Here is a 26397-nt window from a genome sequence, read left to right on the forward strand (position 1 = left end):
TTTCCTCAAACCTTATTGGACTGTGCCCGCACACCCACCCAAGTGCTCAAAGTGATCCACCTGAATTGCCTTCTCCACAGCATCCGCTGCATCGTAGAGTATCTCAGCCTCTTCATCGCTGATTAGATTTTTCTTTAACCCTTCTTCCACGCTATCCCTGCTCAGGTTGCGAATACCGCCTTTTTTTAATTTTTCACGAGCCCGCTCGGAAGCGCATACCCGATCAAACGCCTGCTCAACAATATCCACTCCATCCCCGGGAGTTCCGAGAAAGACTCCACTGGTCAGCCGGTCGCGAGTCGCCGACGGCGTCAACAGTAATTCCGCACAGGCCTTGGCTTGCCGATCCGATGCGGTGTGGACACTGTGACCCCAAGGCATGGTGAGGAAGTGCATTACTTGGCCAATAAATGGCCGGGGGAAATTTTGAAACACCTCCAACAAGTTGACTTCGATCTTATGCAATCCATCTCGCATGGCAAATTCCAGCAGAGGGAGGTCATCCTTAGGGTTGCCATCATCATAAAAGCGCTTCAGGGTGCAGCTGAGCAGATACAGCTGACTCAAGACATCGCCCAATCGGGAAGAAATCAATTCTTTTCGCTTGAGTTCTCCTCCCAGGGTCATCAAGGAAAATTCGGTGACCAGAGATAGCACCGCCGAATACCGGTTCAATTGCCGGTAATACTTGGCGGCGTGCCCTACGTTGCGAGGGCTGCTGGCAAACAAGCCCACCGTCCAGCCGTGAAAAATACCCCGACAGAGGGTTTTGAATTGAAACCACATATGCTTGGGCAACAACTTATCCAGTTCGTCCAAACCTGCTTCATGATCCGGATTTTCTGCCGCCAACATTTCCTGCAAGATATAGGGGTGACAGCGAATTGCGCCCTGACCAAAGATCATCAAACTGCGAGTGAGAAGATTGGCCCCCTCTACCGTAATTGCTACCGGTATCGCTCGATAAACATTACCCAGGTAATTTAATGGACCATCCATAATGGCCTTGCCCGCATGAATATCCATTGCATCAATAATGGCCTGGCGTAGACCACAAGTAGCATTGGCTTTCATAATTGCGGTGATCACCGCTGGTTTTCGCCCCTCATCCAGGGCACGGGTAGTCGTTTTATGGGCGCTATCCAATACAAAGGCGATAGAAGCAATTTCAGCCAAGCGGCGTTGCACGCCTTCAAAGCGGCCAACAGGCACATTAAATTGCTCTCGAACCCGGGCGTAAGCGCCGGTCATGCGCGCGGCCATTTTTGCCCCACCGGTAGACAGGGATGGCAGAGAAATTCCTCGGCCTGCGGCAAGGGCACTCATCAGCATCTCCCAACCTTTGCCGACATTCTCCTCGCCGCCAATAATCCAATCCATGGGCATAAAAACATCTTTTCCCCAGTTGGGCCCGTTCTGAAATGCTTGCAGCGCTGGGAGATGCCTCTGACCAATGGAAACTCCCGGTGTATCTGTGGGCACCAGGGCAACCGTAATACCCAGCTCTTCTTCATCGCCGAGAATATGGTCCGGGTCATAGAGCTTGAAGGCCAAACCTAACACCGTGGCTATCGGGCCCAAGGTGATATAGCGCTTGTGCCAATTAACACGCATACCAAGGACCTTTTCGCCTTGATATTCGCCGTAACAGACTACGCCACGGTCAATCATGGATGCCGCATCAGATCCGGCCTCCGGACTGGTCAGCGCAAAGCAGGGAATATCAGTGCCATCTGCCAGACGTGGCAAATAGTAGTCCTTTTGCTCTTGCGTACCGTGAGCCAGTAGCAGCTCTCCCGGGCCTAATGAGTTAGGCACCATTACTGTGACACCCACACAGGTACTGCGGGTGGTAATTTTGGTCACTATCTCCGCATGAGCTGTCGGGGAAAAGCCAAGGCCGCCATATTTCTTGGGAATAATAATGCCAAAAAAGCGATTTTTCCGTAGAAAATCCCAAACATGCTCCGGAATATTGCGATCCACATAGCTGATTTGCCAATCGTTGATCATTCGGCACAGCTCTTCGACTGGCCCCTCCAGGAAAGCCTGCTCCTCTTCATTGAGCGCAGGTGGACCCATCCCCAACAACTGATCCCAATGTGGTTTACCTGACAATAACTCAGCGTCCCACCAAACCTCACCCGCTTCCATCGCCTCCCTTTCTGTTTCAGAAATTGGCGGAAGTACCCGTTTAATAATTTTTAAAAGAGGCGCGGTAAAGAATTTTTTGCGCAATTCGCTCATTTTCACCTTCCATAGCGGCAGCCGTTGCAACAAACACTGCCAATTCCCGCAGGGCCGAGAGAGTCATCAATGCACAATAATAGGAGACGTTTGATTGCAGGTAAGAATTCACAGAAGAAATCCATGCCCCTACCCTGATAGACATTTTATTTTTCAACAAAACCGGCGTTATTTTTTTTAGGGCCATTGAAAAGTTATTGAGATTAGCTTTTTCTCACTCCGTCCACAGCAATTCGTAGTGTGAGACCCCCTCACCCCCTTTCAATTAAACAACCATTTTTTCCAGGGACTTCGCCTTATAACTTTTTGAAAGGGAAAGAAAAATAAACAAGGATTTTGACATGAAGCGACTAACGGCAATATCTCTCACCAGCATCAGCCTGATGCTCCCTTCATTAATTTACGCCGATCTTATCGGCGAAGCACCGCGCTTAGACCCTGCAGATAGGATTAGCCAGGATGAAATTTCCCAGGGACAACTTCACCTCGACGAAATACGTGAAGCGGGGCTAATTATTTTCAGCACGCCTTTCAATCGTTACGACGGCTTTGGTGATGGCCCCCACGATTTTTCTGAACCGGACAACCACTCCCCCACCGGAGGTAACAGGCCCACCCTGCAAGGTAATGGCACATTTTTACGGGTCAATGGCCTCGATGCGCAAAATTGTCTGGAGTGCCACACCGTTATCAGCAATAGAACAACGCCACCCAGATTGGGCATTGGCGGAGGTGGAGGATTCGGAACCAGCGTATTATTCCGTCCCGCCAATATCGATGTTATCGATGAAAACTTTGACGGTATCGCAGAGTTTGATGGGCGGCTGATTAATCCGGTATTTTTATTTGGCGCTGGGGGGATTGAATTGGTTGGTCGTGAGATGACCCATGAATTACAAAATCTTAAACAACACGCCCTCAACAACCCCGGCACCATCGTTGAACTGGAAACAAAATCAGTCAGTTTTGGGAGCATCATTGCCGACGAGTACGGCAATTTGGATACAACCAATGTCGAAGGCGTCGAGCACGATTTGGTTGTCAGGCCATTTGGTCGAAAAGGTGACAACGCCTCAGTCAGGGAGTTCGATGTCTCCGCCTTGGCATTTCATATGGGGATGCAGGCCTCGGAAGCCTTTGGCGGAGCAACAGCAGATGCTGATAACGACGGAGTCGTCAACGAAATCACCGTTGGGGACTTATCCGCACTGAGTATCTTTATTACCACCCTGGAACCACCTTTCGATGTCGATGACAGAGAACACCGTGACGGCCGGAGGCTTTTCTCCGATATTGGCTGCGCCGACTGCCACCGCCCAACGATGGTCACCCAGAGAAGGACCCTCCCTTATAAACTTACCGGCTCTCCAGAAACTCCCTTTGAAGACATTTTTTACGAAGTGGACCTCACCAAGCAACCGACAAATTTTCGCCAAACCCGCAATGGCGGAATAGAGGTCGCAATGTTCTCTGATCTCAAGCGCCACGATATGGGCGAGGGGCTGGCTGAGAACGCCTTCTTCCAAACGGACCAGCAAAACCGTGAGTTTATTACCGCACGCCTTTGGGGAGTGGCCGATACCGCGCCCTATTTACACGACGGCAGAGCCACTACGTTGGCAGAAGCCATTTTTCTCCACGACAGCCCCGGAAGCGAGGCCAGTAACGCAGCACAGAATTTCAAGTATTTAAGTGAAAATGATCAGAATAAGATCTTGGCATTTTTGATGTCCCTGAGAATGCCGGAGAACCCCGCTGATGATCTAATTGATCCCCGCTGAGTTGATTCTCAACAACTGGCAGCGCTTTTGGGCTGCCAGTTTCCAGACCTAATGGACTTACTGGTGTTTTTAGGTCAGTGCCTTACCCGCCACAATTACACCGCTGTTATCCGCGTAGAGGTATTCCCCCGGGCGGAAATCCACACCGGCAAAGCTCACCGCCAGGCCTCTTTCACCAATTCCCTTTTTTTCTGTTTTCATTGGATGGCTACCAAGTGCCTGCACCCCCAGATCCAGTTCCGCGATTTCATCTACATCGCGAATGCAGCCATACATCAGGATACCTTCCCAACCGTTGGCAACCGCCTTTTCTGCCAGCATATCGCCAAGACAAGCCCGCCGCATAGATCCACCGGCATCGACTACCAAAACCTTGCCCTGCCCCGGTTCAGCCACCAGTTCTCGCACCAGGGAGTTATCTTCAAAACATTTGATAGTGACAATCTGCCCACCAAAACGATCTCGGCCACCGTAATTGATAAACATAGGATCAACTACTCGCACCTCATCAGGGTAGGCATCACATAAATCGGGGGTTGACTTGAGCATCAATATTCTCGCAGCAATCTATGGAAGAGAAGGATAATAGCGGGAAAAAAGTAGAAGAGCTAAGAGGCAAATAAATACCGGGTATCACCACGATGGATAATACCCGGCCAAGCCTTCGCTGCCACGAAATTGAAACTAGTGTGTTACACGAACCGGCGTGCCTACACGCACATGCTGATAGAACTTTCTCGCCATATGTGGGGGCATACGTACACAACCATGAGAAGCGGGATAGCCGGGCACATGGCCAGAAGCATGTAAACCGATACCGCCATTAAAACGAATGTAATTATTCATTTTTGCTCCGCGATACACAGTACCCGCAGGGCGACGATGCTTTCGAGTATTTACATTCGATCTCACGACTCTGCCAGTGCGTCTATCAACAAAACTGCCATAAATAGACGAGCGGTGATAAGGGTGTTTGGACAACACACGAAAATGTCCGGGGCGTGTGCTGTAACCGCGCTTCCCCGAAGAAATACGGGAGACACCAACTAATTTCCCACCTTTATACAGATATGCGCGCTGCTCACTTAAATCAATTCTAATTGATGGACTACCACCCCTGGCTGCGGCGCGATCATCAAACCAATTAGATGCGCGTGGCTTTGCATCTGCCGGTGGCGCTGCCATTAAAGCCATAAGGCACATCATCAAAAAGACATGAAGTATGGGGATTTGAAACTGTCTACTCGTTTGCATAGCTCACCTCACCGAGTCTGGGTACCCTGCCCTGAATCCAACAGATAAACAGTCTGTCGGTAATTTTCAGGTGCGCGCCAGTGGGGCCAGGGCCCACGGCGAACATTTTTACGGAGCACATTGCGCAATCTGTTTTTCGATTTACACGCAACCTTAAGACTCTTCCGATTCTATTGAGGCGAGCGGAAAGATTTAGAATGAATTCTTCTGTGTGGATCAGCTGATAGAGGTTTGTATTTTTTGGATAATGTGTCGTTTAAATTTTTCAAACACAATTAGCAGAACAAAATCAGGTGTTTCCGGATTTAACTGCAACAACGGACTCATTTTCCACCAAGGCAAACACCGCTTCAGCAGAAAAATTACAGTTAAATATAGCGGGGAAATAATTGGGAAAGCGGCCCACAATTGGGCCGCTTTAGGAGGAAAATTAACCTTCCTCGTTGGCCAGGAATAGCCAGGTATCTACTGCGGTATCCGGGTTCAGGGACACACTGTCGATCCCCTCATCCATCAACCAGCGGGCGAAGTCTTTATGGTCAGAAGGACCCTGACCACAAATACCTACATATTTACCCGCTTTCTTACAGGCTTGGATCGCCCTGGAAAGCAGTGCCTTGACCGCTGGGTTGCGCTCATCAAACAAATCGGCAACCAGGCCGGAGTCGCGGTCCAGGCCAAGCGTTAGCTGGGTCAGGTCATTGGAACCGATGGAGAAGCCATCAAAGTGCTGCAGGAAGTCTTCCGCCAGCAAAGCGTTGGACGGCAGTTCGCACATCATAATGACCTTAAGGCCACCTTCTCCACGGCGCAGGCCGTTTTCAGCCAGCAGACCGACTACTTCCTCAGCTTCTTCCGGGGTGCGAACGAAGGGCACCATGATTTCCACATTGGTCAGTCCCATTTCATCGCGGACTTTCTTCAGTGCACGGCACTCCAGGGCAAAGCACTGGCGGAAATCTTCAGAGCGATAGCGAGCTGCACCACGGAAGCCAAGCATTGGGTTTTCTTCGCTTGGCTCGTACAACTGGCCACCCACAAGGTGCGCATACTCATTAGATTTAAAGTCGGACAATCGTACGATGACGCGATTCGGTGCGAAGGCTGCAGCCAAGGTAGCGATACCTTCCACCAGTTTTTCGACAATAAAGTCTTCTGGAGAATCGTATCCACCGATACGCTCGCGAATATTCTGCTGCAGATCTTCCGGCAGGTTATCCAGTTCGAGCAGTGCTTTCGGGTGAATACCGATCATGCGGTTGAGGATAAACTCGAGGCGTGCAAGGCCAACACCCTGGTTCGGCAGATGGCTGAAAGCGAATGCTCGATCCGGGTTGCCCACGTTCAACATAATTTTAAACGGCAGCTCAGGCATTTCCGCAACTTCAGTTTCCTCGCGCTGGAATTCCAATTCACCAGCCATTACAAAACCGGTATCGCCTTCCGCACAGGAAACAGTCACCGGGGTGCCGGTTTCCAGCAGCTCGGTTGCATTACCACAACCTACAACTGCGGGGATGCCCAGCTCACGGGCGATAATTGCCGCGTGACAAGTACGGCCGCCGCGATTGGTAACAATAGCACTCGCTTTCTTCAGGACCGGCTCCCAATCCGGGTCGGTCATGTCGGTAACCAGGACTTCACCATCCTGCATCAGCGCCATATCTTCTACAGATTCAAGCTTGCGAACGGGGCCCGCGCCAATGCGCTGGCCGATTGCGCGACCTTCACACAATACGTCACTGCGCTCCTGCAAGCTGTAGCGCTCGATGCTGGTTCCCTGATCGCGGGAGCGTACAGTTTCCGGACGCGCCTGTACGATAAACAACTTACCGCTGTCGCCGTCTTTAGCCCACTCGATATCCATCGGGCGACCGTAGTGCTCTTCAATCTTGCGGGCCTGGATTGCCAGGTCTGTCAGCTCCGCATCGTTGAGGGCAAAGCGCTGGCGGTCTTCGTCTGCCACCGGGATAGTTTTTACGGAACGACCACATTCACCGCTCTCATCGTAAACCATCTTGATCGCTTTACTGCCGCGATTGCGGCGCAGAATCGCAGGACGACCCGCATCCAGGGCTGGCTTGTAGAGGTAAAATTCGTCCGGGTTAACCGCACCTTGAACAACGGTTTCGCCCAAACCAAAGGCGGCGGTGATAAAGATCACATCGCGGAAGCCACTCTCGGTGTCCAGGGTAAACATCACACCCGCTGCGCCAGTCTCACTGCGCACCATGTGCTGGATACCGGCAGACAGAGCAACGCCCACATCCGCATAACCGGTGTGCACGCGGTAGGCGATAGCACGGTCGTTGTAGAGGGAAGCAAAAACTTCTTTTACTGCCTTCAATACAGCGTCGATACCGCGGATATTCAGGAAGGTCTCCTGCTGACCGGCGAAGGACGCATCCGGCAAGTCTTCGGCAGTTGCAGAGGAGCGAACTGCAACAGCAGTTTCCGCACCACCCAAGGCCTCATAGCCCTCGCGAATCTCTTTTTCCAGCTGCTCGGGGAAGGGAGTCTGTAAAATCCAGTTGCGGATTTCATCTCCCGCCTGGGCCAGCTCGGTGACATTACCAACATCCAATCCTTGCAAACGCTCGGCTATACGCTGCTCCAGCTGTTCGTGAGCCAGGAAAGCCCTAAAGGCTTCTGCGGTGGTAGCGAAGCCACCGGGTACGCTCACACCGGCACCGGCGAGAGAGGAGATCATCTCGCCCAGTGATGCGTTCTTGCCGCCGACTTTGTCGACATCGGCCATGCCCAGTTTTGCGAAGTCGATCGTGAAGTTCGTCAAGTGAAGGCCCTCTAAAATTCAGGTTGAGTGGCGGCAGATTATAAGGATGAGTTTTGTAAAAAATAGCCCGTAAAAATTGGCCAAAATGTTGTAAATTTTCTACAAAAATTGCATAACGCCAGAATAAAAGACCTTTGCCCCATTCCTCCCCTACAATAGCCCCCTCACGCCGACAAACTGAGAACAAACATGGCAAAAGACAAGCGCACGGCTTTTTTTATCTCCGACGGAACCGGTCTCACCGTCGAAGCGATTGGCCACAGCCTACTTGCACAGTTCCGCGATCAACAAGTTGAGCAGGTCACGCTTCCCTATATCGACTCCACCGAAAAAGTTAAACAGGCCCTGCAACGCATAGAAAAAGCAGCCGATGAGTCCGGTTTACAGCCGATCATTATTACCAGCATTGTTTCTGACAAGATCCGGGAACAGCTGCACCAAAGTTCTGCGCTGATGCTCGATATCTTCGAGAACTACCTCACGCCACTGGCCAATCTGTTTAACCGAGATCCGGCACAGATGGTCAACGTCTCTCACGGCATTGACGACAACCGCCGCTACACCGACCGGATTGAAGCAGTGCATTTCGCCATGGACAATGACGATGGCCGCAGAGTCAGCGAATTCCAGCAAGCCGATGTAATCCTGCTGGGCGTTTCCCGCTCCGGCAAAACGCCAACCTGCTTGTACCTGGCACTCCAGTTTGGCCTGCGCGCGGCAAACTATCCCATCACCGAAGAGGATATGGACTCCACCACCCTGCCCAAGATCCTGCGCCCGTTTCGCAACAAGCTGTTTGGCCTGACAATCGAGCCCGAGCGCCTGATGCAAATTAGACAGGAAAGGCGCGCCAACAGCCGCTACGCTTCTAAGGAACAATGTGAATTCGAGGTGCGCCAAGTTGAGCAAATGCTGAGGCGGGCCCAGGTGCCTTTCCTCAATGCAACCCAACTTTCGGTGGAGGAACTCGCCACCCGCCTGATGTCTCAGGCCGGTATTGAGCGCAGGATTGACTAAAGAGCCACACACCCTTTAATTGCCGCCGCAAAATGTGTAGTGTGCGCCGTCTTCCGGACTGCTGTAGCTTGATATGCAAATTGTCTCTCTGCCCTACTCATTAAACACGCCCGCCGCATTTGCGGCGATAGCGGATTTACCTATCCCCGTTTGGCTCGACAGCGGTCGACCTCTCGCGGAGGGTGGGCGCTATGACATCATTAGTGCCGACCCGATAAATACCCTCGAGTTAAGTGCCGACACGCCCGAGCCATTTGCCCGGCTGGATGACCTCGTGTGCGAACTCTGCCCTCAGGACAGGGACTCACAACTGCCTTTTTGCGGCGGGGTTATTGGTTACGCTGGCTATGAACTCGGTGTAGAGGGCAATTATCTACCGGCAGATATGCGCCCTACGGACTTGCCCGCAGGCTTTTTTGGTCTCTACACATGGGCCTTTATTGCCGACCACCAACTGGGCAGTAACCACCTGGTTTTCCACCCCGCCTGCCCCCGACAGCAAGTTCGCGAGTTGATACAGCGATTTAAAGCAATCAACTGGGAGACCACGCTTACACCCGGGGACTTCCGGCTACTTTCACCATTTGAGCACGAACTGAGTGCAGATGATTATCGGGCACAAATTGAGCAGATACTGGAATATATCGCCGCCGGCGATATCTATCAGGCAAACTTTACCCAGCGTTTCAGAGCCCCCTACAGCGGCGATCTGCTAACCGCTTACCTGGCATTGCGCTCTCAAGCTGCCGGTCCCTTTTCTGCTTATATGGCCCTGCCCCATGGCAGCCTGCTCAGTATGTCACCGGAGCGATTTATCCGAGCTGATGGCGCCAGTTTGCGCACGGAACCGATTAAAGGCACTGCAGCAAGACACGCTGACAAGATGGCAGATCAGCGCGCCGCCTTCTCGTTGCAGAGAAGCCCCAAGGACCGGGCGGAAAACCTGATGATCGTCGATTTACTGCGCAATGATTTGAGCAAGCTGTGTCGCAGTGGCACCGTACGTGTTCCCGAGCTATTCCAATTGGCGAGTTTTGCCAATGTCCACCACTTGGTCAGCGTAGTAACTGGCGAGCTACCCGAAGAGTCAGTTTATAGCGAATTACTCGAAGCTTGTTTCCCCGGCGGGTCTATCACAGGTGCTCCAAAGCGACGCTCGATGGAAGTGATCCGGGAGCTGGAATCCAGCCCCCGGGGGATTTATTGCGGCAGTATTGGCTACATCAGCAGCTGTGGCCGCGCTGACACCAATATCGCCATCCGGACCTTCAGTGCCAACGATGGACATCTAACCTGCGCGGCAGGTGGTGGGATCGTTGCAGATTCCGATCCCACTTCAGAGCATCAGGAGTGCTTGGCCAAGGTGCGCTTACTACTGGAAACAACTGAACAATTTTTGCAGTAGGCATCAAATCGCTGAAAAACGACTAAAAATCAGCCTATTTTGGCGCCTTTTGTAGCATCACTACAAATTTCAGTTATAAAGGTATCGGCGATTGATATTTCAAAGTTATTAGGGGTTCTGATAGATTCAGTCCATCTTGCCTTTAATGGCATTGCACTGGATCAAGGAAATTATCGTGAAGATCACACTGGTCAAGAAAATTCTCGCCGACGGCTCGCCCTGCGCCAAGTGTCGCGACGTTGAAGAAAAGCTGGAAGAAAATGGCCAAATGCAATTTATCGACCAGACACTTATCGCCGACGTGCGTGACCCGCAAAGCCCGGGTTTACAACTGGCTCAGCAGTACAAGGTGGAGCGAGCGCCCTTCTTTGTCGTAGAGCGCGAAGGTAAGGAAGCAGAGATTTTCACTGTTTACTTCAAGTTCGCCAAAGAAGTGCTGCGCCCCCTGATCGAGATGGAGGCTTCATAGCCTCCATCCCTTAACTTTATTCGGCACTTCCATTCAGCAGCAGCTCTAGTAAACCGGCAACTCCATATCGGCGAACAGCGCATCGACCTCAGAACGGGATGTCGCCTGTGCCGCCTGGTCAATCAGCTCACGGCTGAGATGGGGGGCAAATTGCTGGATAAACTCATACATAAAGCCCCGCAGGAAAATCCCCTTACGGAAGCCAATTTTCGTAACACTCGATTCAAATAGATCACTGGCATCGAGAGCCACAAGGTCCTCATCTTCGCCATCAACGGCCATATCAGCCACAATGCCAATTCCCAATCCCAGACGCACGTAAGTTTTGATTACATCAGCATCGGCTGCGGTAAAGACTACCTTAGGTGACAACCCTTTCTCCAAGAAAGCTTCATCTAACTTGGAGCGGCCGGTAAACCCAAATACATAAGTAACTATCGGGTACTTCGCCACGTCCTCAAGGGATAGCTTGCTCACTTGGCAAAGCGGGTGATCTTTCGGTACCAGGATGCAGCGGTTCCAGCGGTAGACAGGCATCATCACCAAGTCGCTGAAAAGCTCCAGAGCTTCGGTAGCGATAGCAAAGTCTGCAGTACCATCTGCCGCCATCTCAGAAATTTGCATAGGGGTTCCCTGGTGCATATGCAGGGAAACCTCCGGATAACGGCCTATAAACAACTTAATAATCGGGGGCAAGGCATAGCGCGCCTGCGTGTGAGTGGTGGCTACAGCGAGACTACCTTTTTTATCATTGCTGAACTCTTGCGCAACCTGTTTGATATTCTCCACTTTGCGCATAATTTCGCCGGCAGTCTTTAAGATTGCCTCCCCTGCCGGGGTTACCCTTGTGAGATGCTTGCCGCTGCGCGCGAAGATTTCTACGCCAAGCTCATCCTCCAAAAGTCGGATTTGCTTACTGATTCCCGGCTGGGAGGTATAGAGGCTCTGCGCTGTAGCAGAAACATTGAGGTCGTGATGTGCCACTTCCCAGATATATCTCAACTGCTGCAGCTTCATAGATCCTCCCTTTCATTAAGTTCGCTCATGGCCGAGAGCGAGTAATACCATTTTTTGATCGATAGTTATAAAAACTATCTTGAGTTATACGAGAAAAGAATAGCAGTGAATCAAAGCCAGGGCCAATGGACGGTTGAATATCCGTGGTAGAGACGAAAGTGTCAATCAACTTTGGGGGATCCCGGACTTTCTGTCGGCTTTATTTTCTAATGGTTAGAGCTAAGCCTCTCGGATGAGGACCGGGAAAAGTTCGAACATTATCGGCATAGAGAGCACTGAGTGATAACGTACACTTTTATCACTTTTGAACTTTTTATACCTCTGCATTTGCGATTCCATGAGGAACATGACCCGTAGCCACATGCTCACCTGCAGAAACACAGTGACTAGGCTGATCATCAAAGAAGACATCGGCGCCAAAAGCCCGCAGGAACTCACCTTTAGGAAGCCCGCCGAGAAAAACTGACTCATCCACTCTAATATCCCAGGCGCGCAATGTCCTGATGACCCGCTCATGAGCCGGTGCGGAACGTGCCGTTACCAAAGCCGTTCGTATCGGGCAGGTATCCATCTCAAATTCAGCCTGCAACCTCTGCAAAGCTTCAAGGAACCCCTTAAAGGGCCCTCCCCCCAGTGGCTTCTGTGCTGAGGCACGCTCCGCCTCAGTAAAAGCAGCCAGGCCTTCCGTTTTGTAGACTCGCTCAGCCTCATCAGAGAAGATTACCGCATCGCCGTCAAAGGCAAATCGCAACACATCATCACGATATTCGCGATTTCCTCCGGCAACCAAGGTTGCCGCAGCAACCCCCTGCTCCAACGCTTGGCGGACATCTACACCATCAGCAGACAAAAACAGGTTGCATCCAAATGGGCCAATATAACGGTAAGGGCTTCCACCATTGCAGAAGGCCGCACGAGTAATATTGAGTCCATAGTGCTCTATCGAGTTAAATACCCTTAATCCGGTATCGGCACTATTCCTTGATAGCAGGATCACCTCCACCCGTGGCTCCCCGCCAAGAAGCTCATTGATCTTTAGAAACTTCTCAACCAGAGGGAATGCGTCCCCTTTTTCCAGAACATCGTTCTCACGCTCAACTTGATAATGAGAAAAGGCGTGCAATCCCTGCTCCTCAAAAACCTTGTGGCTATCGCTAAGGTTAAACAGAGCGCGAGAGGAAATAGCGATTACTAACTTATCTGGACGCACAGCCATTAGAGAGCCTCTACATCGTTAATCCACCGACACCGCAGCTTCACTGAGGGCAGTGAGAGTCTACGACAAATCTCAAACTTATATTCCACAAATTGAGCGATATGTACAGATAAGAATGCCAGCCCTTCCCGATGTTACCTCCAGAGCGCTGCACAAGTGTCCAGGGAGTCAAAGTTGCTTTGACTGCGGGATTAAGACGATGGAGCAAAACATTTCAAAACTCGAAATTGAAACCGCCCCAAACTACCGCGTGCATTTTTCTACAGTAAAGTTTGGTAGAGTTAATATCCACCCCCATCAAATTCAGAAAGGATTAATACTTTAATCCTTTAGTTTGACAACCCCTTAAAGAACCCAGACTAATACACCCCTTCAAACTTAACAAACATATAGCACCCTCTTCATGCAAATTGAATTAAATTGAAGAATTTCGCACCAGAAATAAACAAAAATAACAAAACCACAGAAAGCTTTACCGTTTAAATACAACTCAAAAAAAGTTTGCCATTCAGAAAAAGCTATAAACTAACCAATTAAAACCCCTCAAATAACCAAAGTTGCAAATATCCGAATTCGTGACATACACATCAAAAAAACAATTTGACCTTTTAAGTTTACATCCACTACAAAAAAATTATTGTCAGGAATAACAACAAGGGATATCGTTATTTCGCCTGACAACGGCAAACAACCCCCAAGAAAATTTTGCACATAAACTCCATACAGCTCTCAGCTCATAGCGCGAGATATTCTTGGGGTGTGATTCAATTGGCCGCTTAACCAGACAGCATTAACCACTGAGCGTTTATTTTATGCTCCCGGTTAACTATGGCCATTAAATTATAATCATAAAGAGAATTACTTAATGAAATATTTGTTAGGAGCCGCTAGCACACTCGCACTCGCTATTAGCGCCCAAGCGGCGGAGCGTATTAATGTCACACCAGAGTTACTTTCCAATCAATCCCTAGCCTCAATCGCTGGCTCAGATATGAAGCTGGAAAAGGTTCGCGAGCGTACGCTTGCCAATGGGAGAACGGTTGCCCGATATCGGCAAACTCACAAAGGCATACCCGTTTGGGGGAGAACCATAACCAGTTCCAGGCAAGGCTTAACTGAAAAAGTGAGAGGCCACGTACTCTCAGGCCTAGAGCTGGAGGTACCTACCGCCCGCGCAACGATTGATGCCGATAATGCTATTGATCGAGCCATGAACCATCAGCTGAATCTGCGCACTCAGGATGGTGATAGTAAAAAAGCCCTCTCAATGTCCTCCATGCGCTTCAACGCGCAAAACCAGAAAAAAGAGCTCTATGTCTATGTCGATGAAAACGACCAGGCGCGATTAGCTTATTTGGTTAACTGGGTCGAATACGGAGATGAGCCGAGCAGACCGTTCTATTTTGTAGACGCACTTACTGGCGAAGTTATCAAGCAATGGGACGGCCTTGCCTTCCAGGATGCCACAGGCCCCGGTGGCAATGAAAAAACCGGGCGTTATGAATATGGAACGGACTTCCCTGCCCTCGAAGTTGACAATAACTGCTCCATGAACACTGCTAACGTAGAGACTGTGGATTTGAATCACGGTACAAGCGGAGGTAGCGTTTTCTCCTTCACCTGTCCGGAAAATGATTACAAAGAAATCAATGGTGCTTATTCTCCATTGAATGATGCCCACTTCTTCGGCAACGTCGTTTTCAATATGTATAGTGACTGGTATGGAACATCGCCCCTCACACAAAAATTGAGAATGCGAGTTCACTACAGCAACAACTACGAGAACGCCTTCTGGGATGGCAGCCAAATGACATTTGGTGATGGCTTCACAACCTTCCACCCACTTGTCAGCTTGGATGTATCCTCTCATGAGGTGAGCCATGGCTTTACTGAGCAAAACTCCAACCTGACCTACGCCAACCAATCCGGCGGCATCAACGAAGCCTTCTCTGACATGGCCGGTGAAGCTGCCGAGTTCTACATGAAGGGCACTAACGACTGGATGGTGGGAGCCGATATATACAAGGCTGATGGCGCTCTTCGCTATATGGATGACCCCACCAAAGATGGCAGATCCATTGGCCATGCCTCCGACTACTATAGCGGCATGGACGTGCACTACAGCTCCGGCGTATTCAACCGGGCTTTCTACCTGATTGCCAACTCAAGCGGCTGGAACACCCAAACTGCTTTCGATATCTTTGTGCTTGCTAACCAAACTTATTGGAATCAAAGCACTGATTACATTGAAGGTGCTTGCGGAGCCCTGTCAGCTACTGAAGATCTCGGATACGATACTGCAACAGTAATCGCAGCGTTCGACACCGTAGGGGTATCTACCAGTAACTGTGGCGATGATGGCGGTTCAAACTCAGAAGGCTGGGAAGAAACCAACTTATCAGGCCGCCGCAACAGCTGGCAGCACTTCACCCTGGATGTACCATCAGGCTCATCATCTTTGACTGTCGAAATGCTCGGTGGCAATGGCGATGCCGATTTGTACGTTCGTTATGGTGCCACCCCAACCACCGACAACTGGGATTGTCGTCCTTACGTAAACGGCAATAATGAATTCTGTAGCTTTAGCAATCCAGCTGCAGGTACCTGGCACATCAGTGTACAAGGCTATATTTCGTACAGAGGCGTAACCCTTTCCGCCCAGAGCCAGTAATATTTAAGGCAGGTGCCGACACATTAGTGTGTCGGCATTCTCTATTACATCACTCAAAGACTAGCTTCCAAACCTATCTAACAAACTGTGGTAAAGCATCCCCAACACCAACCCCGGCCACCTCAATAAAGTGCCACCTGGAAACTCTACTTTAGGAAGAGAAGAAAACACGTTATAACACTCACTCTCCCCATAAATTGCATCAGCCAGAAGCTTGCCGGCAAAAGTTGCCGTAGGCACTCCATGTCCAGAATACCCCTGACTGTAATATAGGCCCGACTGCAACTGTCCTATACAGGGCATCCGATTCATAGTAATGGCCAGCGTACCCCCCCAGCCGAAATCAACAGCAGTATTTTCCAGCTGCGGGTAAACCCTCAACATATACTTGCGGACGAAACTGCGAATATCTTTAGGGAAACGCCTGGTGTAATTTTCCCCTCCCCCAAAAATTAAACGGTTATCGCCAGATAATTTCCAATAATTTATAACAAATAGAGTATCTTGCAGTGCGAAGTCATTGGCTATGATTTCCCTAGCGAGCCCCTCCGGTAAGGGCTCTGTTGCCAGCACAAAATTATTTATTGGCATTATGTGCCCCGCTAAGCGGGGCTCAAGATCTTTCAAGTAACCATTGCAAGCTAAAATCAACTTTTCGGCCTTCACCTTTCCTCGTGCAGTTTTCACCGTAAAGGGAGAAGAGCTCGAATACCCTTGCACACCACTACACTCAAAAAACCTGGCACCAGCAGAAACTGCTGCGCGGGCAAGACCTAATGCAAAATTGAGAGGATGAAGATGTAGCGAACCAAAATCCAGCTGTGCGCCGAGATATCGTTTGCTACTTACAAGCTCTCGAACTTCCTCTTTCTCTATATACTCAACTTGCCTGTAATCATATTTATCTCTGAGTTCTTCAGTTTCATCCTGCAGATATTTATCGTGACTGGATTTTGCTGCAAGATGCATGATCCCGCGTTTTAAATCACATTGAATCTGGTGCCTGACTATAAGACTTTCCACCAGTTGAACAGCGTTGATACTCAAATCCCAGAGCTGCTTAGCGGTGTCGAATCCGAACATGGCTTCCAGATCACCCTGACTTCGCCTTTGTCCAACACCGACATGTCCTCCATTCCTTCCTGATGCGCCCCAACCAATCCTATTAGCCTCCAGAAGCACCACACGGTAGCCGCGCTCTGCCAAGTGCAAAGCACTGGAAAGTCCCGTATAACCACCACCAATAACGCAGACATCTGCCTCCACGTTACCTTCCAGGCATGGATACTCCTGAAGGTCGTTAGCTGTAGCGGCATAATAGGATTCCGTGTGCTCATCCAACCTATTCATCACCTTCATATTTCTACCAGATACGCTCGATGCCATTTAAATAAACGGCCCTGTTCCAATCGGCAGTATATAGTTCCTTTACACAGGAGGAATTATTTTCAGCGCAACGCTTTCCGGCACTGATCATAGAATTTCACTCAGGAAGAAAAAGTAAGCAATGGCTATCCAATGGATAAAATTACAAACTGGCTGGCAAATCACAATATTGCAGAAGTTGAATGCCTTGTTCCCGACATGTCAGGTAACGCCAGAGGAAAGTTCACCCCCACCGATAAGTTCTTAACTCAAGACAGCCGTTTACCGGAAAGCATTTTGGTGCAAACTGTCACGGGGGATTATGTCGACGAACACAATGAGCTTGTTGATCCAGCAGACACCGACATGCTCCTAATCCCTGACCCCAACTCAGTGCGCCTAAACCCTTGGGCCAATGATCCGACAGCACAAATCATTCATGACTGCCATTCTCGAGATGGGGACCCTCACCCTATCAGCACCCGTAATATTTTAAAATTTGTCCTCGAAAAATATGCAGACAGAGGATGGAAGCCCATTGTCGCCCCTGAGGTAGAGTTTTATCTTGTAAAAAGAAACCTGGATCCGGATGAAAAGCTATCCGCGCCTGTGGGAAGATCGGGACGCACAGAAAAAACCCGACAATCCTACAGCATTGATGCAGCCAATGAATACGAGCCCATCATTGAAGACATGTATGATTTTTGTGAAGCTCAGGGGCTTGATGTCGACACACTGATCCACGAATCAGGCACTGCCCAGATGGAAATTAACTTTCTACATGGAGATCCACTTCATTTAGCTGACCAGGTCTTTACCTTTAAACGCACAGTGCGCGAAACGGCTCTGCGCCACGGCATTTATGCAACCTTCATGGCAAAACCGATGGAAGACGAACCTGGAAGCGCTCTGCACTTACACCAGAGTGTGGCGGATAGAAAAACCGGTGAAAATATTTTTGTCGATAATACAGGAAAAGAGAGCAATAATTTCTTGCATTTTATTGGCGGCATGCAGAAATACACTCCCGGTTTTATTAGTTTTTTTGCTCCAAATGTAAACTCCTATCGCCGCTTCACACCTGAAATGGCCGCACCCACCAGTCTCCACTGGGGTTATGACAATCGAACAACAGGCCTTCGGGTTCCCGACAGCTCGCCACAAAGTAAACGTCTTGAGAATCGTTTTCCCGGGGCAGACTGCAACCCCTATCTTGCCATAGCAGCTTCCCTTGCCTGCGGATATTTAGGAATGACCAATAAAGTCGCACCGAGCGCACCTTATCAGGGCGACTGCTCCAAAGAATCAATTACACTTCCCCGCACCCAGGAACATGCCCTGACACTCCTATCAGATTGTGATGAAGCAACAGAAATGTTTGGCAGAAAATTCGTAAAAGCCTGGAACGCAATCAAGAGAAATGAATATGAGGAGTTTAATCGTGTGATCAGTTCATGGGAGAGGGAATTTCTATTATTAAATGTATAAATAACCGTTCCACTAAAAGCTAACAGAAATAATAAACTGTTATCGCCAAATTTATTTTTTCGGAAAAAACAACTCATCTTTTCCACCTCACAGGCAGAACATCACTTCCTAATTTGTGACGATCCGAGCAAAAATATCGAAAACAATTCAAATATATTAGTTTGCCATCACCTTTTTGTTGCCTAGATGCGTATGCAGGGTAATCTCAAGTTGCCCAATTAATTAGGGCAACCGGTTTGAGAAAGCGAACGCCACTGCCGCTACCGCGGTCCCTTCCTGGCGACGGTTATCTTCTGCTGTCTTACCACATAAAAATCCAGCCTGTATTGGCCAACCAGATTTAATACGGTCCCCACAAGGGAAATACGGCTGTATACCGGCGGATTCATATATAAAAAAGCTATAAAAGGGAAAGCTAGCAATGAAGCATTTTGTAGGACTAAGCTGCACTTTAGCCTTGGCTATTAGTGCACATGCTGTTGAGCGCGTCCCCGCCACGGCGGACATGCTCTCACCACAAACTTTAGCTGCCACCGGCGGATCGGATATGGCGCTCGAAAAAGTTCGTGAGCGCACTCTCGTCAACGGCAAAACCGTAGCCCGCTACCAACAGACTCACAAAGGCATTCCTGTCTACGGCCAAACAGTAACCAGCTCCGGGCAGGGTCTGATTACTGAGGTTCGCGGCAATGTCATCACTGGGCTGGAACTGGAAGTACCCAATATCAAAGCATTTATCAATGAAGATAATGCTATTGAGCGGGCAATGGACCACCAGATCAACTGGCGCACGCAGCAGGGCGTTATCCAGGGAGCTTTGTCAGTTCAGGCTTTGAAGCTGGAAGCACATAACCCCAAAAAGAAACTCTACGTCTACATCGATGAGCAAGACAATGCCCGCTTGGCTTACCTGGTCAACTGGGTTGAGTACGGCGATGAACCCACACGCCCCTTCTACTTTATCGATGCAATGACTGGCGAAGTTCTCAAGCATTGGGACGGCTTGAACTTTGCACAAAATGCGACAGGCCCAGGGGGCAATTCAAAGACCGGGCGCTACGAGTACGGTACTGACTACCCCCACATGATTGTTGACGACAGCTGTGCCATGGATACGGACAATGTAGAAACCGTTGATATGAACCACAGCACGAATGGCGGTAGCATCCACTCGTTCACTTGCCCGGACAATGACTATAAGTCAATCAACGGCGCTTACTCACCACTCAATGACGCACACTTCTTTGGCGGTGTGGTCTTTGATCTCTATAGCGACTGGTACAACACATCCCCTCTCACACAAAAACTGAGAATGCGGGTGCACTACAGCAACAACTACGAGAATGCCTTCTGGGATGGCAGCCAGATGACATTTGGTGATGGCCAGAGCTACTTCTATCCACTGGTTAGCCTCGATGTTTCCGCTCACGAAGTCAGCCACGGCTTTACCGAGCAAAATTCGGACTTGAATTACTACAATCAGTCCGGCGGTATCAATGAAGCCTTCTCTGATATTGCCGGTGAAGCTGCCGAGTACTATATGCGCGGCAGCAATGACTGGTTGGTAGGGGCCGAAATCTTTAAGTCCAGCGGAGCACTCCGCTACTTTGAAGATCCAACTGACGATGGCAGCTCCATCGGTCATGCCGATGATTACTACAACGGCATGGACGTGCACTACAGCTCCGGCGTCTTTAACCGGGCCTTCTACCTACTGGCGAATACCAGCGGCTGGAATACCCGCACAGCATTCGACCCCTTTGTTCTTGCCAACCAGATGTATTGGAGTGCCAATACTGATTTTGAAGATGGTGCCTGTGGTGTTTTCTCTGCAGCATCAGATTTAGGCTACGACACTGATGACGTTGTTGCCGCATTCTCCACGGTAGGCGTTTCCACCAGCAGCTGCGGTGGCGGCGGTGGTGGTGGCGGTGGTGGTAATGAAGGCGGAGAACTCGAAAACGGGGTTACCGAGACCGACATCGAGGGCAGCAGTGGTGATGAAGTTCACTTCACCCTGGATGTACCCGCAGATGCCACAGGCCTGTCTTTTGCAATGTCAGGCGGAAGCGGTGATGCCGACCTCTATGTTCGCTTCGGCAATGCTCCAACCACCAGCACTTATGATTGCCGTCCGTACACTTCAGGCAACAATGAAACTTGTGATATCGCTGACGCTGACCTACAGGGCGGAACCTATTACGTCATGGTGCGCGGCTACTCCTCCTTCTCCGATGTCACCCTGGTAGGCAGTTACACCGGTGGTGGTGGTGGCGGTGGCGGTAGCGACAGCTGGGAAGAAACCAACCTTTCTGGTTCTCGCAACAGCTGGCAGCACTTCACCATTGAGGTTGACGCTGGAGCTTCTACCCTGAGCGCCGTAATGGAAGGTGGCAGCGGAGATGCAGATCTCTATGTTCGCCACAGCCAAGAGCCTACCCGTACAGCGTACGACTGCCGTCCCTACCAGTGGGGCAATGACGAAAGCTGCACCATCAGTAATCCGGATGCTGGAACCTGGTATATCAGTATCCGCGCTTACTCTGCCTACTCTGGCGTTACCCTGAGTGCAAGCACTGAGTAATTGAGCTGATTTCCACCCAGCAGGTCTCTGCTGGGTGGTGGGCAAGCTCTAGACCGATCAAAGGATCGGCGGTGCACAAACAAAAAAGGCGGCCATATTGGCCGCCTTTTTTAATCAAACCCAGACAAATTATTTATGGCTTGGGTCTTTCCAGTAGTCCTTCACGGTATCTTTCATCTCCTTGGCCAACACAGTAATACCAAACAGGTTGGGCAAGGTCATTATCACAATGGCCACCGCAGAGAGGTTCCAAATAACTGTGGTGTCCTCAATCGCAGCCCAGAAGAATGCAATAACGTAAACTATTCGGTAAGGCATTACTGCCTTGGGGCCGAAAAGGTAAATCATTGAGCGGTCGCCGTAGTATGACCAGGCAATTGCTGTAGAGAAAGCAAACAGCAGAATTCCCAGAGTAACAATCAGACCACCGTATTCACCAAAGTAACCGCGCTGGAAGGCAAGATTGGTCAGGGCCACAGAGTGCACCAGGGACTTACCCCAAATATCCACATCTTCATTGGCAAACTTACCATCTTTCACATCCAGAACACCGCTGAAGCTGTCATCCCCCACACGGAAGTCCAGGTCTTCAGCAATAGAACGGGCATGGATGAGGGTAAAGTCCTGGCTGTTCAGCGGGTGGCCGTCAGTCACAACAATGGAGCCGTTATAGGCTTTAACATCACTCTCCTGACCGCTCAAATACTTGAACAGCTGCTCAACATCCTGGGTATTCTTCTCATCGTAGCTACCCGCTACAACGTAGGTATCTGCACCTTCAAACAGGTTCTCGTGTTTCTCAGTCCAAACACCAGAAGAAAGAATCACAAGTCCGGTTAAGGTACAAATGATAATGGTGTCGATAAAGGGTTCCAGCAGGGAAACCATACCTTCAGAAACCGGTTCGTCCGCGCGAGCGGCGGCGTGAGCAATAGGTGCAGAGCCCTGACCCGCTTCGTTGGAGAAAAGGCCGCGGTTCACACCACGGTTAAAGGCATAGGCAAAGCTCGCACCCAGGAATCCACCTACGGCCGCACTGCCGGTGAAGGCATCGCGGAAAACAGCCCCAAAGGACGGCAGAATATTTTCGTAGTTGTAGATAATAACGCCCAAGGCACCTATTACATAGATAACTGCCATGGTGGGAACAATGGTGGAGGTCACTTTAGCGATTCGGGTAATACCGCCAATAATCACCATGCCCAGCAAAATCGCCAGGATGCCACCAGTCAGAGCCTTCTCGACACCGAAAGAATCGTGCATTGCCTGGGCAATATTGTTCACCTGGGGCAAGCTGCCGGTACCGAATGAACAGATAACGGTCGCGATTGCAAAGAGAACCGCAAGCCATTTCATATTCAAGCGACGCTCCATGTAAAACATGGGGCCACCCGCGTAGTAACCATCCGCTGCTTTAATACGGTATTTGTGTGACAGGGTCACTTCCACAAACTTTGTGGTCATACCCAGGAATGCGGTCATCCACATCCAAAACAGCGCAGCGGGACCACCGAGGAAAATAGCCAAGCCAACGCCACCGATATTACCGGTACCTACGGTACCCGACAGTGCTGTGGCCAATGCCTGGAAGTGGGAGGTATCACCCGGGTCTCCGGGCTTGTCGTACTTACCGCGTACAATCTTGATCGCATGCCCAAAATAACGAAGCTGCGGAAAACCAAGATAAATGGTGAAAAAGAAACCGACTCCAAGTAACACCCAGGGGAACCAAGGTGCTGAGCCGAGCATGCCGTCTATTAACAACAGCAGATTGTTAAAGGAATCCAAACTAACCCCCCACTACTCTGACTTATTTCTGTTTGTTTTATATACAGATACAACTGTAATTTGTTGCGCAGGTTAGCAGCTTACGCGGCACGAGAACAGTAATGTCGTATTATTCGGCCACTGGGAAGAAGTGAGTTCGGTGGGGGAAGAGGCCAAATTGCCCTCCGGTATGAATAAAAACCAGGTTGTCTGAGCCCCGGTAATTTCCTTTTTTTAACTCCTGTAGCAGACCATGAAATGCTTTGCCAGTGTAGACAGGATCGAGAAGAATCCCCTCCAGACAAGCCAACTCTTTAATAGTTTGGTAAACCTCTGGCTCCGCCACCCCGTAAGCGGGGCCTTTATAGTCGGCATTAACCAAAATCTTGAGAGACTCAAAATCAAGCGATACACCAGACTGTGCCATCCACTGCGAAATATCCTCACGCACTTTCACTTGGAAATAATTTGCACTGTCGCAAACGGCGAAACCCGTAACATTCGTACCGGCTTCCAGCAAGTGGCACCCCAAGGTCAAACCCGCTTGGGTCCCACCGCTGCCTGTAGCGCATAAAATATGATCAGGCGAGAAGCCCCTATCTGCACAGTCTGCCAATAATTCCTGAGAGGCCGAAATATAACCCCAGATGCCTAAACCGTCGCTGGCGCCAGTGGGGATACAGAAAGACCTCTGCCCTCTGGACAGATACTCAGCAGCCCAGCTGTCAAAGAGGCTTTGTAAATTCCGGGAGTATTCCTCCGGTGAGTAAACCGCAATTTCAGCACCTGCCAACTCATCCAGTAAAAGGTTGCCATCGGGATTTGCAGTGCGCTCGCCACGTAAAATCAATTGAACCTTAAACCCCAATCGAGCCCCCACCAAAGCAGTGGTACGGCAATGATTGGACTGCACTCCGCCACAAGTGATCAAAACCTGAGCCCCTTGGGCCCGGGCCTCAGCGGCAACAAACTCTAGCTTGCGCAGTTTATTTCCCGACATGCCGGACTCGGTAAGATCATCTCTCTTTATCCAAATCCTGGGCCCTCCATAAGGAAGGGAGTAAAGATCACTGATTTGGTCTAACGACTGCAGAGGTGTGGGCAGGTTCGCCAGGCGCAACCGCTTAGGCAACTCTATTGGCAGGCTCTTAAGCACGGTGAATTAAACCTGTTATGTCTAATTATTAGTTTTATCGATGTGACTCAGTAAGAGGACACCTCTAGCAAAAAGTTTCCGCAGAGGTAGAGCCAAGCTTGCTGAGTAAGCGGATAGAGGACTAGCTTTTAAAAATGAACATAAGCATGCCTTTCAGTGCTATTTATTGCTTTTTGCCTAACCTGTTTTTTTATTGGAAAATTAATCAGACAAATTGGCCCAGCCTTTGATTAATTCCGCAATTTTTCTGTGGGCTTTCAAGGTCCAACAAATGCCACCCGCGCAAAAATAGTAACCATAAAAAAGCCCGGCAATTGCCAGGCTTTTTTAGTGACGACATTCAAAGATAAACCCTGAATAGGATTAGATCTTTTTAATCGTACCTTTCGGTAATACTGCGTGCACAGCTACTTTTTGGAACTTCAAAGACATGCTGTCTGCAACTTCCAATACGATGTAGTCCTCATCGACCTTGTCGACGCGGCCCAGCATCCCGCTGCTCATTACAACTTCGTCACCCTTTTTCAGGGCGCCAACCAGCTCTTGGTGCTCTTTCTGGCGCTTGCGCTGTGGGCGAATAATAAAAAACCACATGAATGCAAACAAACCCGCAAACATCAGCAGGGTTATCATCGGATTACCCTGTGCTGCCGGCGCCGCTTCCTGTGCCATGGCGGAGGGGATAAAAAAGCTCATGCAAAACCTCAAAGAGTCAGCCTATTAAATTGCCGCCAACTCTAACGGGTTTGCCCCGCCGAGGCAACGGATTGGGCCGATCCCGTAGAGACCGGCCAAACCAATCCACACTCAGAACCTCTGGCGGACCTGCCGGCGGTAGCCAGTGGGAGACATCCCGGTCCAGCGTTTGAACGCGCTGGTAAAACTGGTTCGATCAGAGAAATCGAGAATTCGTGAGATTCCATCAACGCTCAGCGCAGTATCTTTGAGGAAATGCACCGCGTGACGAAAACGAACATGGTCACGTAAAGATGCAAAACTGAGGTTGTGTTCCTGCAACCGGCGTTGCAGAGTCCGGGTGGACATACTTAGGTCGGACGCTACCGGGCGAATAGCGAGAGAGGCCTTACCGATACGCTGCTCCAGCACATCTATTACCCGTGCGGCAATACCAAAACTGGTTGCTTCGGGGGGGGCCAGCAGCTGGTCGAGAATATTCGGGTCTCCGGATATTCTGGCCTGCTGAAGTGATTTGTCTTCAGAGAGCGAAGTCTGGTCGGGCTGAGTATGGTTCATCGAGCTGCTCCTATTGAGTTCCGTGAGCCGCAGTTATTTTTCTATGTCCGCATCCAGCGAATCCCGGTTGCCCCTGCCCACACCAACACAACATCAACTTCGGCGGACGACTACGTGATGCGGGATGCACCAAAAAACAGACATCGAATCCTTCACAGAGATGTACAATTTTTAAACTAACCGCTCCGGCAATTCCCGCAGAGAGACTCTCTCTAGCCGGCGCACCTTTCCTTTACAACTGCCAGTATAGACCAAGAATTAAGAAAGCAAGGGGCGACAGTGCTTTTTTTCATCTTATTGTGTACCAAGGGCCAAAAATACTTACTTTCGGTACCCACATGTCGCCTTTGAGTCCGAAAGGTAGGGGCTACGGCAGACCAAGCACCAGTCCAGCCCCGCCCCTCAGAGTCTGGCAATTAATCCAGGTTCTCGCCAATCCAATTCAAAACATCAGTGTCATGGGTCTTGGTTTTAACTTTGTCGATAATATGGCGAAGGCGCCCACTCTTATCGATAATAAAAGTTGTTCGCAGAAGCCCCATGTACTCCTTGCCCATAAATTTCTTCAAGCCCCAGCAGCCATATTTATCAGCAATCTTGTGTTCTTCATCAGATAGCAAATCAAAATTCAGTTCGTGCTTGTCGATAAAGCGCTGCAACTTTGCTTCTGGATCCGGGCTCACCCCCAACACAACAGTATTGGCTTTTTTAAATTCAGCCGCACTATCGCGAATCCCACATGCCTGAGTGGTACAACCGGGGGTAAGTGCTTTCGGGTAAAAGTAGAGGACGACATTACTTTTGTCACGAAAATCCTTAAGTGACACTTTCTCGCCACTTTGGTTGGTCAGCGTAAAAGCCGGAGCCAAATTACCGATCTTCGGAAAAGCCATCTGATATCCCCTGTGGAAC

General features: G+C 50.0%; 20 protein-coding genes. 7 read left to right on the top strand and 13 right to left on the bottom strand.

Going from position 1 to position 26397, the window contains the following annotated elements:
- Positions 1 to 12: 12 nt before the first annotated feature.
- Together ACJJI1_RS21055 and ACJJI1_RS21060 are read right to left on the bottom strand one after the other, a co-directional pair.
- Complete coding sequence (locus ACJJI1_RS21055; protein WP_413662260.1) at positions 13 to 2247, bottom strand: acyl-CoA dehydrogenase; 2235 nt, start codon at positions 2245 to 2247, stop codon at positions 13 to 15.
- On the bottom strand, positions 2195 to 2434 hold the full coding sequence (locus ACJJI1_RS21060; protein ID WP_444957906.1) for a hypothetical protein: 240 nt from the start codon (positions 2432 to 2434) through the stop codon (positions 2195 to 2197). Before ACJJI1_RS21060 ends, ACJJI1_RS21055 begins: the two co-directional genes overlap by 53 nt.
- A gap of 154 nt (positions 2435 to 2588) precedes the next feature.
- Here ACJJI1_RS21060 and ACJJI1_RS21065 point away from each other — a divergent pair, with 154 nt between their 5' ends.
- Entirely contained in the window at positions 2589 to 4028 is a 1440-nt protein-coding gene (locus ACJJI1_RS21065) for a di-heme oxidoredictase family protein (RefSeq protein ID WP_444957907.1), read from the top strand.
- Positions 4029 to 4097: 69 nt separating this feature from the next.
- Here the strand turns inward: ACJJI1_RS21065 and rraA are convergent, their stop codons facing one another.
- From rraA to ppsA, 3 genes are all read right to left on the bottom strand, one after another.
- Positions 4098 to 4577, bottom strand: coding sequence for a ribonuclease E activity regulator RraA (rraA, locus tag ACJJI1_RS21070; protein WP_444957908.1), 480 nt, complete (start codon positions 4575 to 4577; stop codon positions 4098 to 4100).
- A gap of 135 nt (positions 4578 to 4712) precedes the next feature.
- The gene (locus tag ACJJI1_RS21075) at positions 4713 to 5282 is read right to left on the bottom strand and encodes a L,D-transpeptidase family protein (RefSeq protein WP_444928099.1); all 570 of its coding nucleotides are present in this window, start codon (positions 5280 to 5282) and stop codon (positions 4713 to 4715) included.
- Between the two features lie 430 nt (positions 5283 to 5712).
- Positions 5713 to 8076 (bottom strand): phosphoenolpyruvate synthase, encoded by a 2364-nt coding sequence (gene ppsA, locus ACJJI1_RS21080; protein ID WP_282932498.1) that lies wholly within the window; start codon positions 8074 to 8076, stop codon positions 5713 to 5715.
- Positions 8077 to 8265: 189 nt separating this feature from the next.
- Between ppsA and ppsR the strand changes: the two genes are divergently transcribed.
- From ppsR to ACJJI1_RS21095, 3 genes are all read left to right on the top strand, one after another.
- Entirely contained in the window at positions 8266 to 9093 is an 828-nt protein-coding gene (ppsR, locus tag ACJJI1_RS21085; protein WP_444896986.1) for a phosphoenolpyruvate synthetase regulatory kinase/phosphorylase PpsR, read from the top strand.
- Positions 9094 to 9166: 73 nt separating this feature from the next.
- Positions 9167 to 10498 (top strand): aminodeoxychorismate synthase component I, encoded by a 1332-nt coding sequence (pabB, locus tag ACJJI1_RS21090; protein ID WP_444957909.1) that lies wholly within the window; start codon positions 9167 to 9169, stop codon positions 10496 to 10498.
- Positions 10499 to 10673: 175 nt separating this feature from the next.
- Positions 10674 to 10967: a hypothetical protein gene (locus tag ACJJI1_RS21095; protein ID WP_444896984.1), complete on the top strand. Its 294-nt coding sequence runs from the start codon at positions 10674 to 10676 to the stop codon at positions 10965 to 10967.
- Positions 10968 to 11012: 45 nt separating this feature from the next.
- Here ACJJI1_RS21095 and cysB read toward each other — a convergent pair whose 3' ends face one another.
- Together cysB and ACJJI1_RS21105 are read right to left on the bottom strand one after the other, a co-directional pair.
- Positions 11013 to 11984, bottom strand: coding sequence for an HTH-type transcriptional regulator CysB (cysB, locus tag ACJJI1_RS21100; protein WP_282932493.1), 972 nt, complete (start codon positions 11982 to 11984; stop codon positions 11013 to 11015).
- Positions 11985 to 12297: 313 nt separating this feature from the next.
- The gene (locus ACJJI1_RS21105) at positions 12298 to 13200 is read right to left on the bottom strand and encodes a 5'-nucleotidase (protein ID WP_413662270.1); all 903 of its coding nucleotides are present in this window, start codon (positions 13198 to 13200) and stop codon (positions 12298 to 12300) included.
- An 865-nt stretch (positions 13201 to 14065) separates the two neighbouring features.
- On the opposite strand from ACJJI1_RS21105, the gene ACJJI1_RS21110 reads away from it, so the two are divergent.
- Positions 14066 to 15871 carry a M4 family metallopeptidase gene (locus ACJJI1_RS21110; protein WP_444957910.1) on the top strand — a complete coding sequence of 602 codons (1806 nt, stop codon included), beginning with the start codon at positions 14066 to 14068 and terminating at the stop codon, positions 15869 to 15871.
- Positions 15872 to 15931: 60 nt separating this feature from the next.
- Here the strand turns inward: ACJJI1_RS21110 and ACJJI1_RS21115 are convergent, their stop codons facing one another.
- Positions 15932 to 17221 (bottom strand): NAD(P)/FAD-dependent oxidoreductase, encoded by a 1290-nt coding sequence (locus ACJJI1_RS21115; RefSeq protein WP_444959405.1) that lies wholly within the window; start codon positions 17219 to 17221, stop codon positions 15932 to 15934.
- 168 nt (positions 17222 to 17389) lie between these two features.
- Between ACJJI1_RS21115 and ACJJI1_RS21120 the strand changes: the two genes are divergently transcribed.
- On the top strand, positions 17390 to 18724 hold the full coding sequence (locus tag ACJJI1_RS21120) for a glutamine synthetase family protein (protein WP_413662273.1): 1335 nt from the start codon (positions 17390 to 17392) through the stop codon (positions 18722 to 18724).
- 421 nt (positions 18725 to 19145) lie between these two features.
- On the top strand, positions 19146 to 21308 hold the full coding sequence (locus ACJJI1_RS21125) for a M4 family metallopeptidase (RefSeq protein ID WP_444896982.1): 2163 nt from the start codon (positions 19146 to 19148) through the stop codon (positions 21306 to 21308).
- A 129-nt stretch (positions 21309 to 21437) separates the two neighbouring features.
- Here the strand turns inward: ACJJI1_RS21125 and ACJJI1_RS21130 are convergent, their stop codons facing one another.
- The 5 genes from ACJJI1_RS21130 to bcp all read right to left on the bottom strand — a co-directional run bounded on the left by ACJJI1_RS21130 (position 21438) and on the right by bcp (position 26378).
- A complete protein-coding gene (locus ACJJI1_RS21130; RefSeq protein WP_413662275.1) occupies positions 21438 to 23096 on the bottom strand; it encodes an alanine/glycine:cation symporter family protein in 1659 nt (552 codons plus the stop codon).
- A 109-nt stretch (positions 23097 to 23205) separates the two neighbouring features.
- Positions 23206 to 24231 carry a D-cysteine desulfhydrase family protein gene (locus ACJJI1_RS21135; protein WP_444957911.1) on the bottom strand — a complete coding sequence of 342 codons (1026 nt, stop codon included), beginning with the start codon at positions 24229 to 24231 and terminating at the stop codon, positions 23206 to 23208.
- A 363-nt stretch (positions 24232 to 24594) separates the two neighbouring features.
- Positions 24595 to 24927 carry a preprotein translocase subunit YajC gene (gene yajC / locus ACJJI1_RS21140; protein WP_282932486.1) on the bottom strand — a complete coding sequence of 111 codons (333 nt, stop codon included), beginning with the start codon at positions 24925 to 24927 and terminating at the stop codon, positions 24595 to 24597.
- 111 nt (positions 24928 to 25038) lie between these two features.
- Positions 25039 to 25485 (bottom strand): helix-turn-helix domain-containing protein, encoded by a 447-nt coding sequence (locus ACJJI1_RS21145; RefSeq protein ID WP_020415217.1) that lies wholly within the window; start codon positions 25483 to 25485, stop codon positions 25039 to 25041.
- Positions 25486 to 25901: 416 nt separating this feature from the next.
- Positions 25902 to 26378, bottom strand: a complete 477-nt coding sequence (gene bcp, locus ACJJI1_RS21150; protein WP_282932483.1) for a thioredoxin-dependent thiol peroxidase — start codon at positions 26376 to 26378, stop codon at positions 25902 to 25904.
- Positions 26379 to 26397 lie beyond the last annotated feature (19 nt).

The organism is Microbulbifer maximicatervae (SeqCode) (assembly GCF_052467065.1).

What these genes read in the sequence shown, in the direction of transcription:
- ppsR (WP_444896986.1), top strand. Translation starts at nt 8,266, where the DNA reads ATGGCAAAAGACAAGCGCACGGCTTTTTTTATCTCCGACGGAACCGGT.
- ACJJI1_RS21075 (WP_444928099.1), bottom strand. Translation starts at nt 5,282, where the DNA reads ATGCAAACGAGTAGACAGTTTCAAATCCCCATACTTCATGTCTTTTTG.
- pabB (WP_444957909.1), top strand. Translation starts at nt 9,167, where the DNA reads ATGCAAATTGTCTCTCTGCCCTACTCATTAAACACGCCCGCCGCATTT.
- ACJJI1_RS21110 (WP_444957910.1), top strand. Translation starts at nt 14,066, where the DNA reads ATGAAATATTTGTTAGGAGCCGCTAGCACACTCGCACTCGCTATTAGC.
- ACJJI1_RS21065 (WP_444957907.1), top strand. Translation starts at nt 2,589, where the DNA reads ATGAAGCGACTAACGGCAATATCTCTCACCAGCATCAGCCTGATGCTC.
- ACJJI1_RS21055 (WP_413662260.1), bottom strand. Translation starts at nt 2,247, where the DNA reads ATGAGCGAATTGCGCAAAAAATTCTTTACCGCGCCTCTTTTAAAAATT.
- ACJJI1_RS21115 (WP_444959405.1), bottom strand. Translation starts at nt 17,221, where the DNA reads ATGAATAGGTTGGATGAGCACACGGAATCCTATTATGCCGCTACAGCT.
- ACJJI1_RS21060 (WP_444957906.1), bottom strand. Translation starts at nt 2,434, where the DNA reads ATGGCCCTAAAAAAAATAACGCCGGTTTTGTTGAAAAATAAAATGTCT.
- ACJJI1_RS21125 (WP_444896982.1), top strand. Translation starts at nt 19,146, where the DNA reads ATGAAGCATTTTGTAGGACTAAGCTGCACTTTAGCCTTGGCTATTAGT.
- ACJJI1_RS21105 (WP_413662270.1), bottom strand. Translation starts at nt 13,200, where the DNA reads ATGGCTGTGCGTCCAGATAAGTTAGTAATCGCTATTTCCTCTCGCGCT.
- cysB (WP_282932493.1), bottom strand. Translation starts at nt 11,984, where the DNA reads ATGAAGCTGCAGCAGTTGAGATATATCTGGGAAGTGGCACATCACGAC.
- bcp (WP_282932483.1), bottom strand. Translation starts at nt 26,378, where the DNA reads ATGGCTTTTCCGAAGATCGGTAATTTGGCTCCGGCTTTTACGCTGACC.
- yajC (WP_282932486.1), bottom strand. Translation starts at nt 24,927, where the DNA reads ATGAGCTTTTTTATCCCCTCCGCCATGGCACAGGAAGCGGCGCCGGCA.
- rraA (WP_444957908.1), bottom strand. Translation starts at nt 4,577, where the DNA reads ATGCTCAAGTCAACCCCCGATTTATGTGATGCCTACCCTGATGAGGTG.
- ACJJI1_RS21120 (WP_413662273.1), top strand. Translation starts at nt 17,390, where the DNA reads ATGGATAAAATTACAAACTGGCTGGCAAATCACAATATTGCAGAAGTT.
- ACJJI1_RS21145 (WP_020415217.1), bottom strand. Translation starts at nt 25,485, where the DNA reads ATGAACCATACTCAGCCCGACCAGACTTCGCTCTCTGAAGACAAATCA.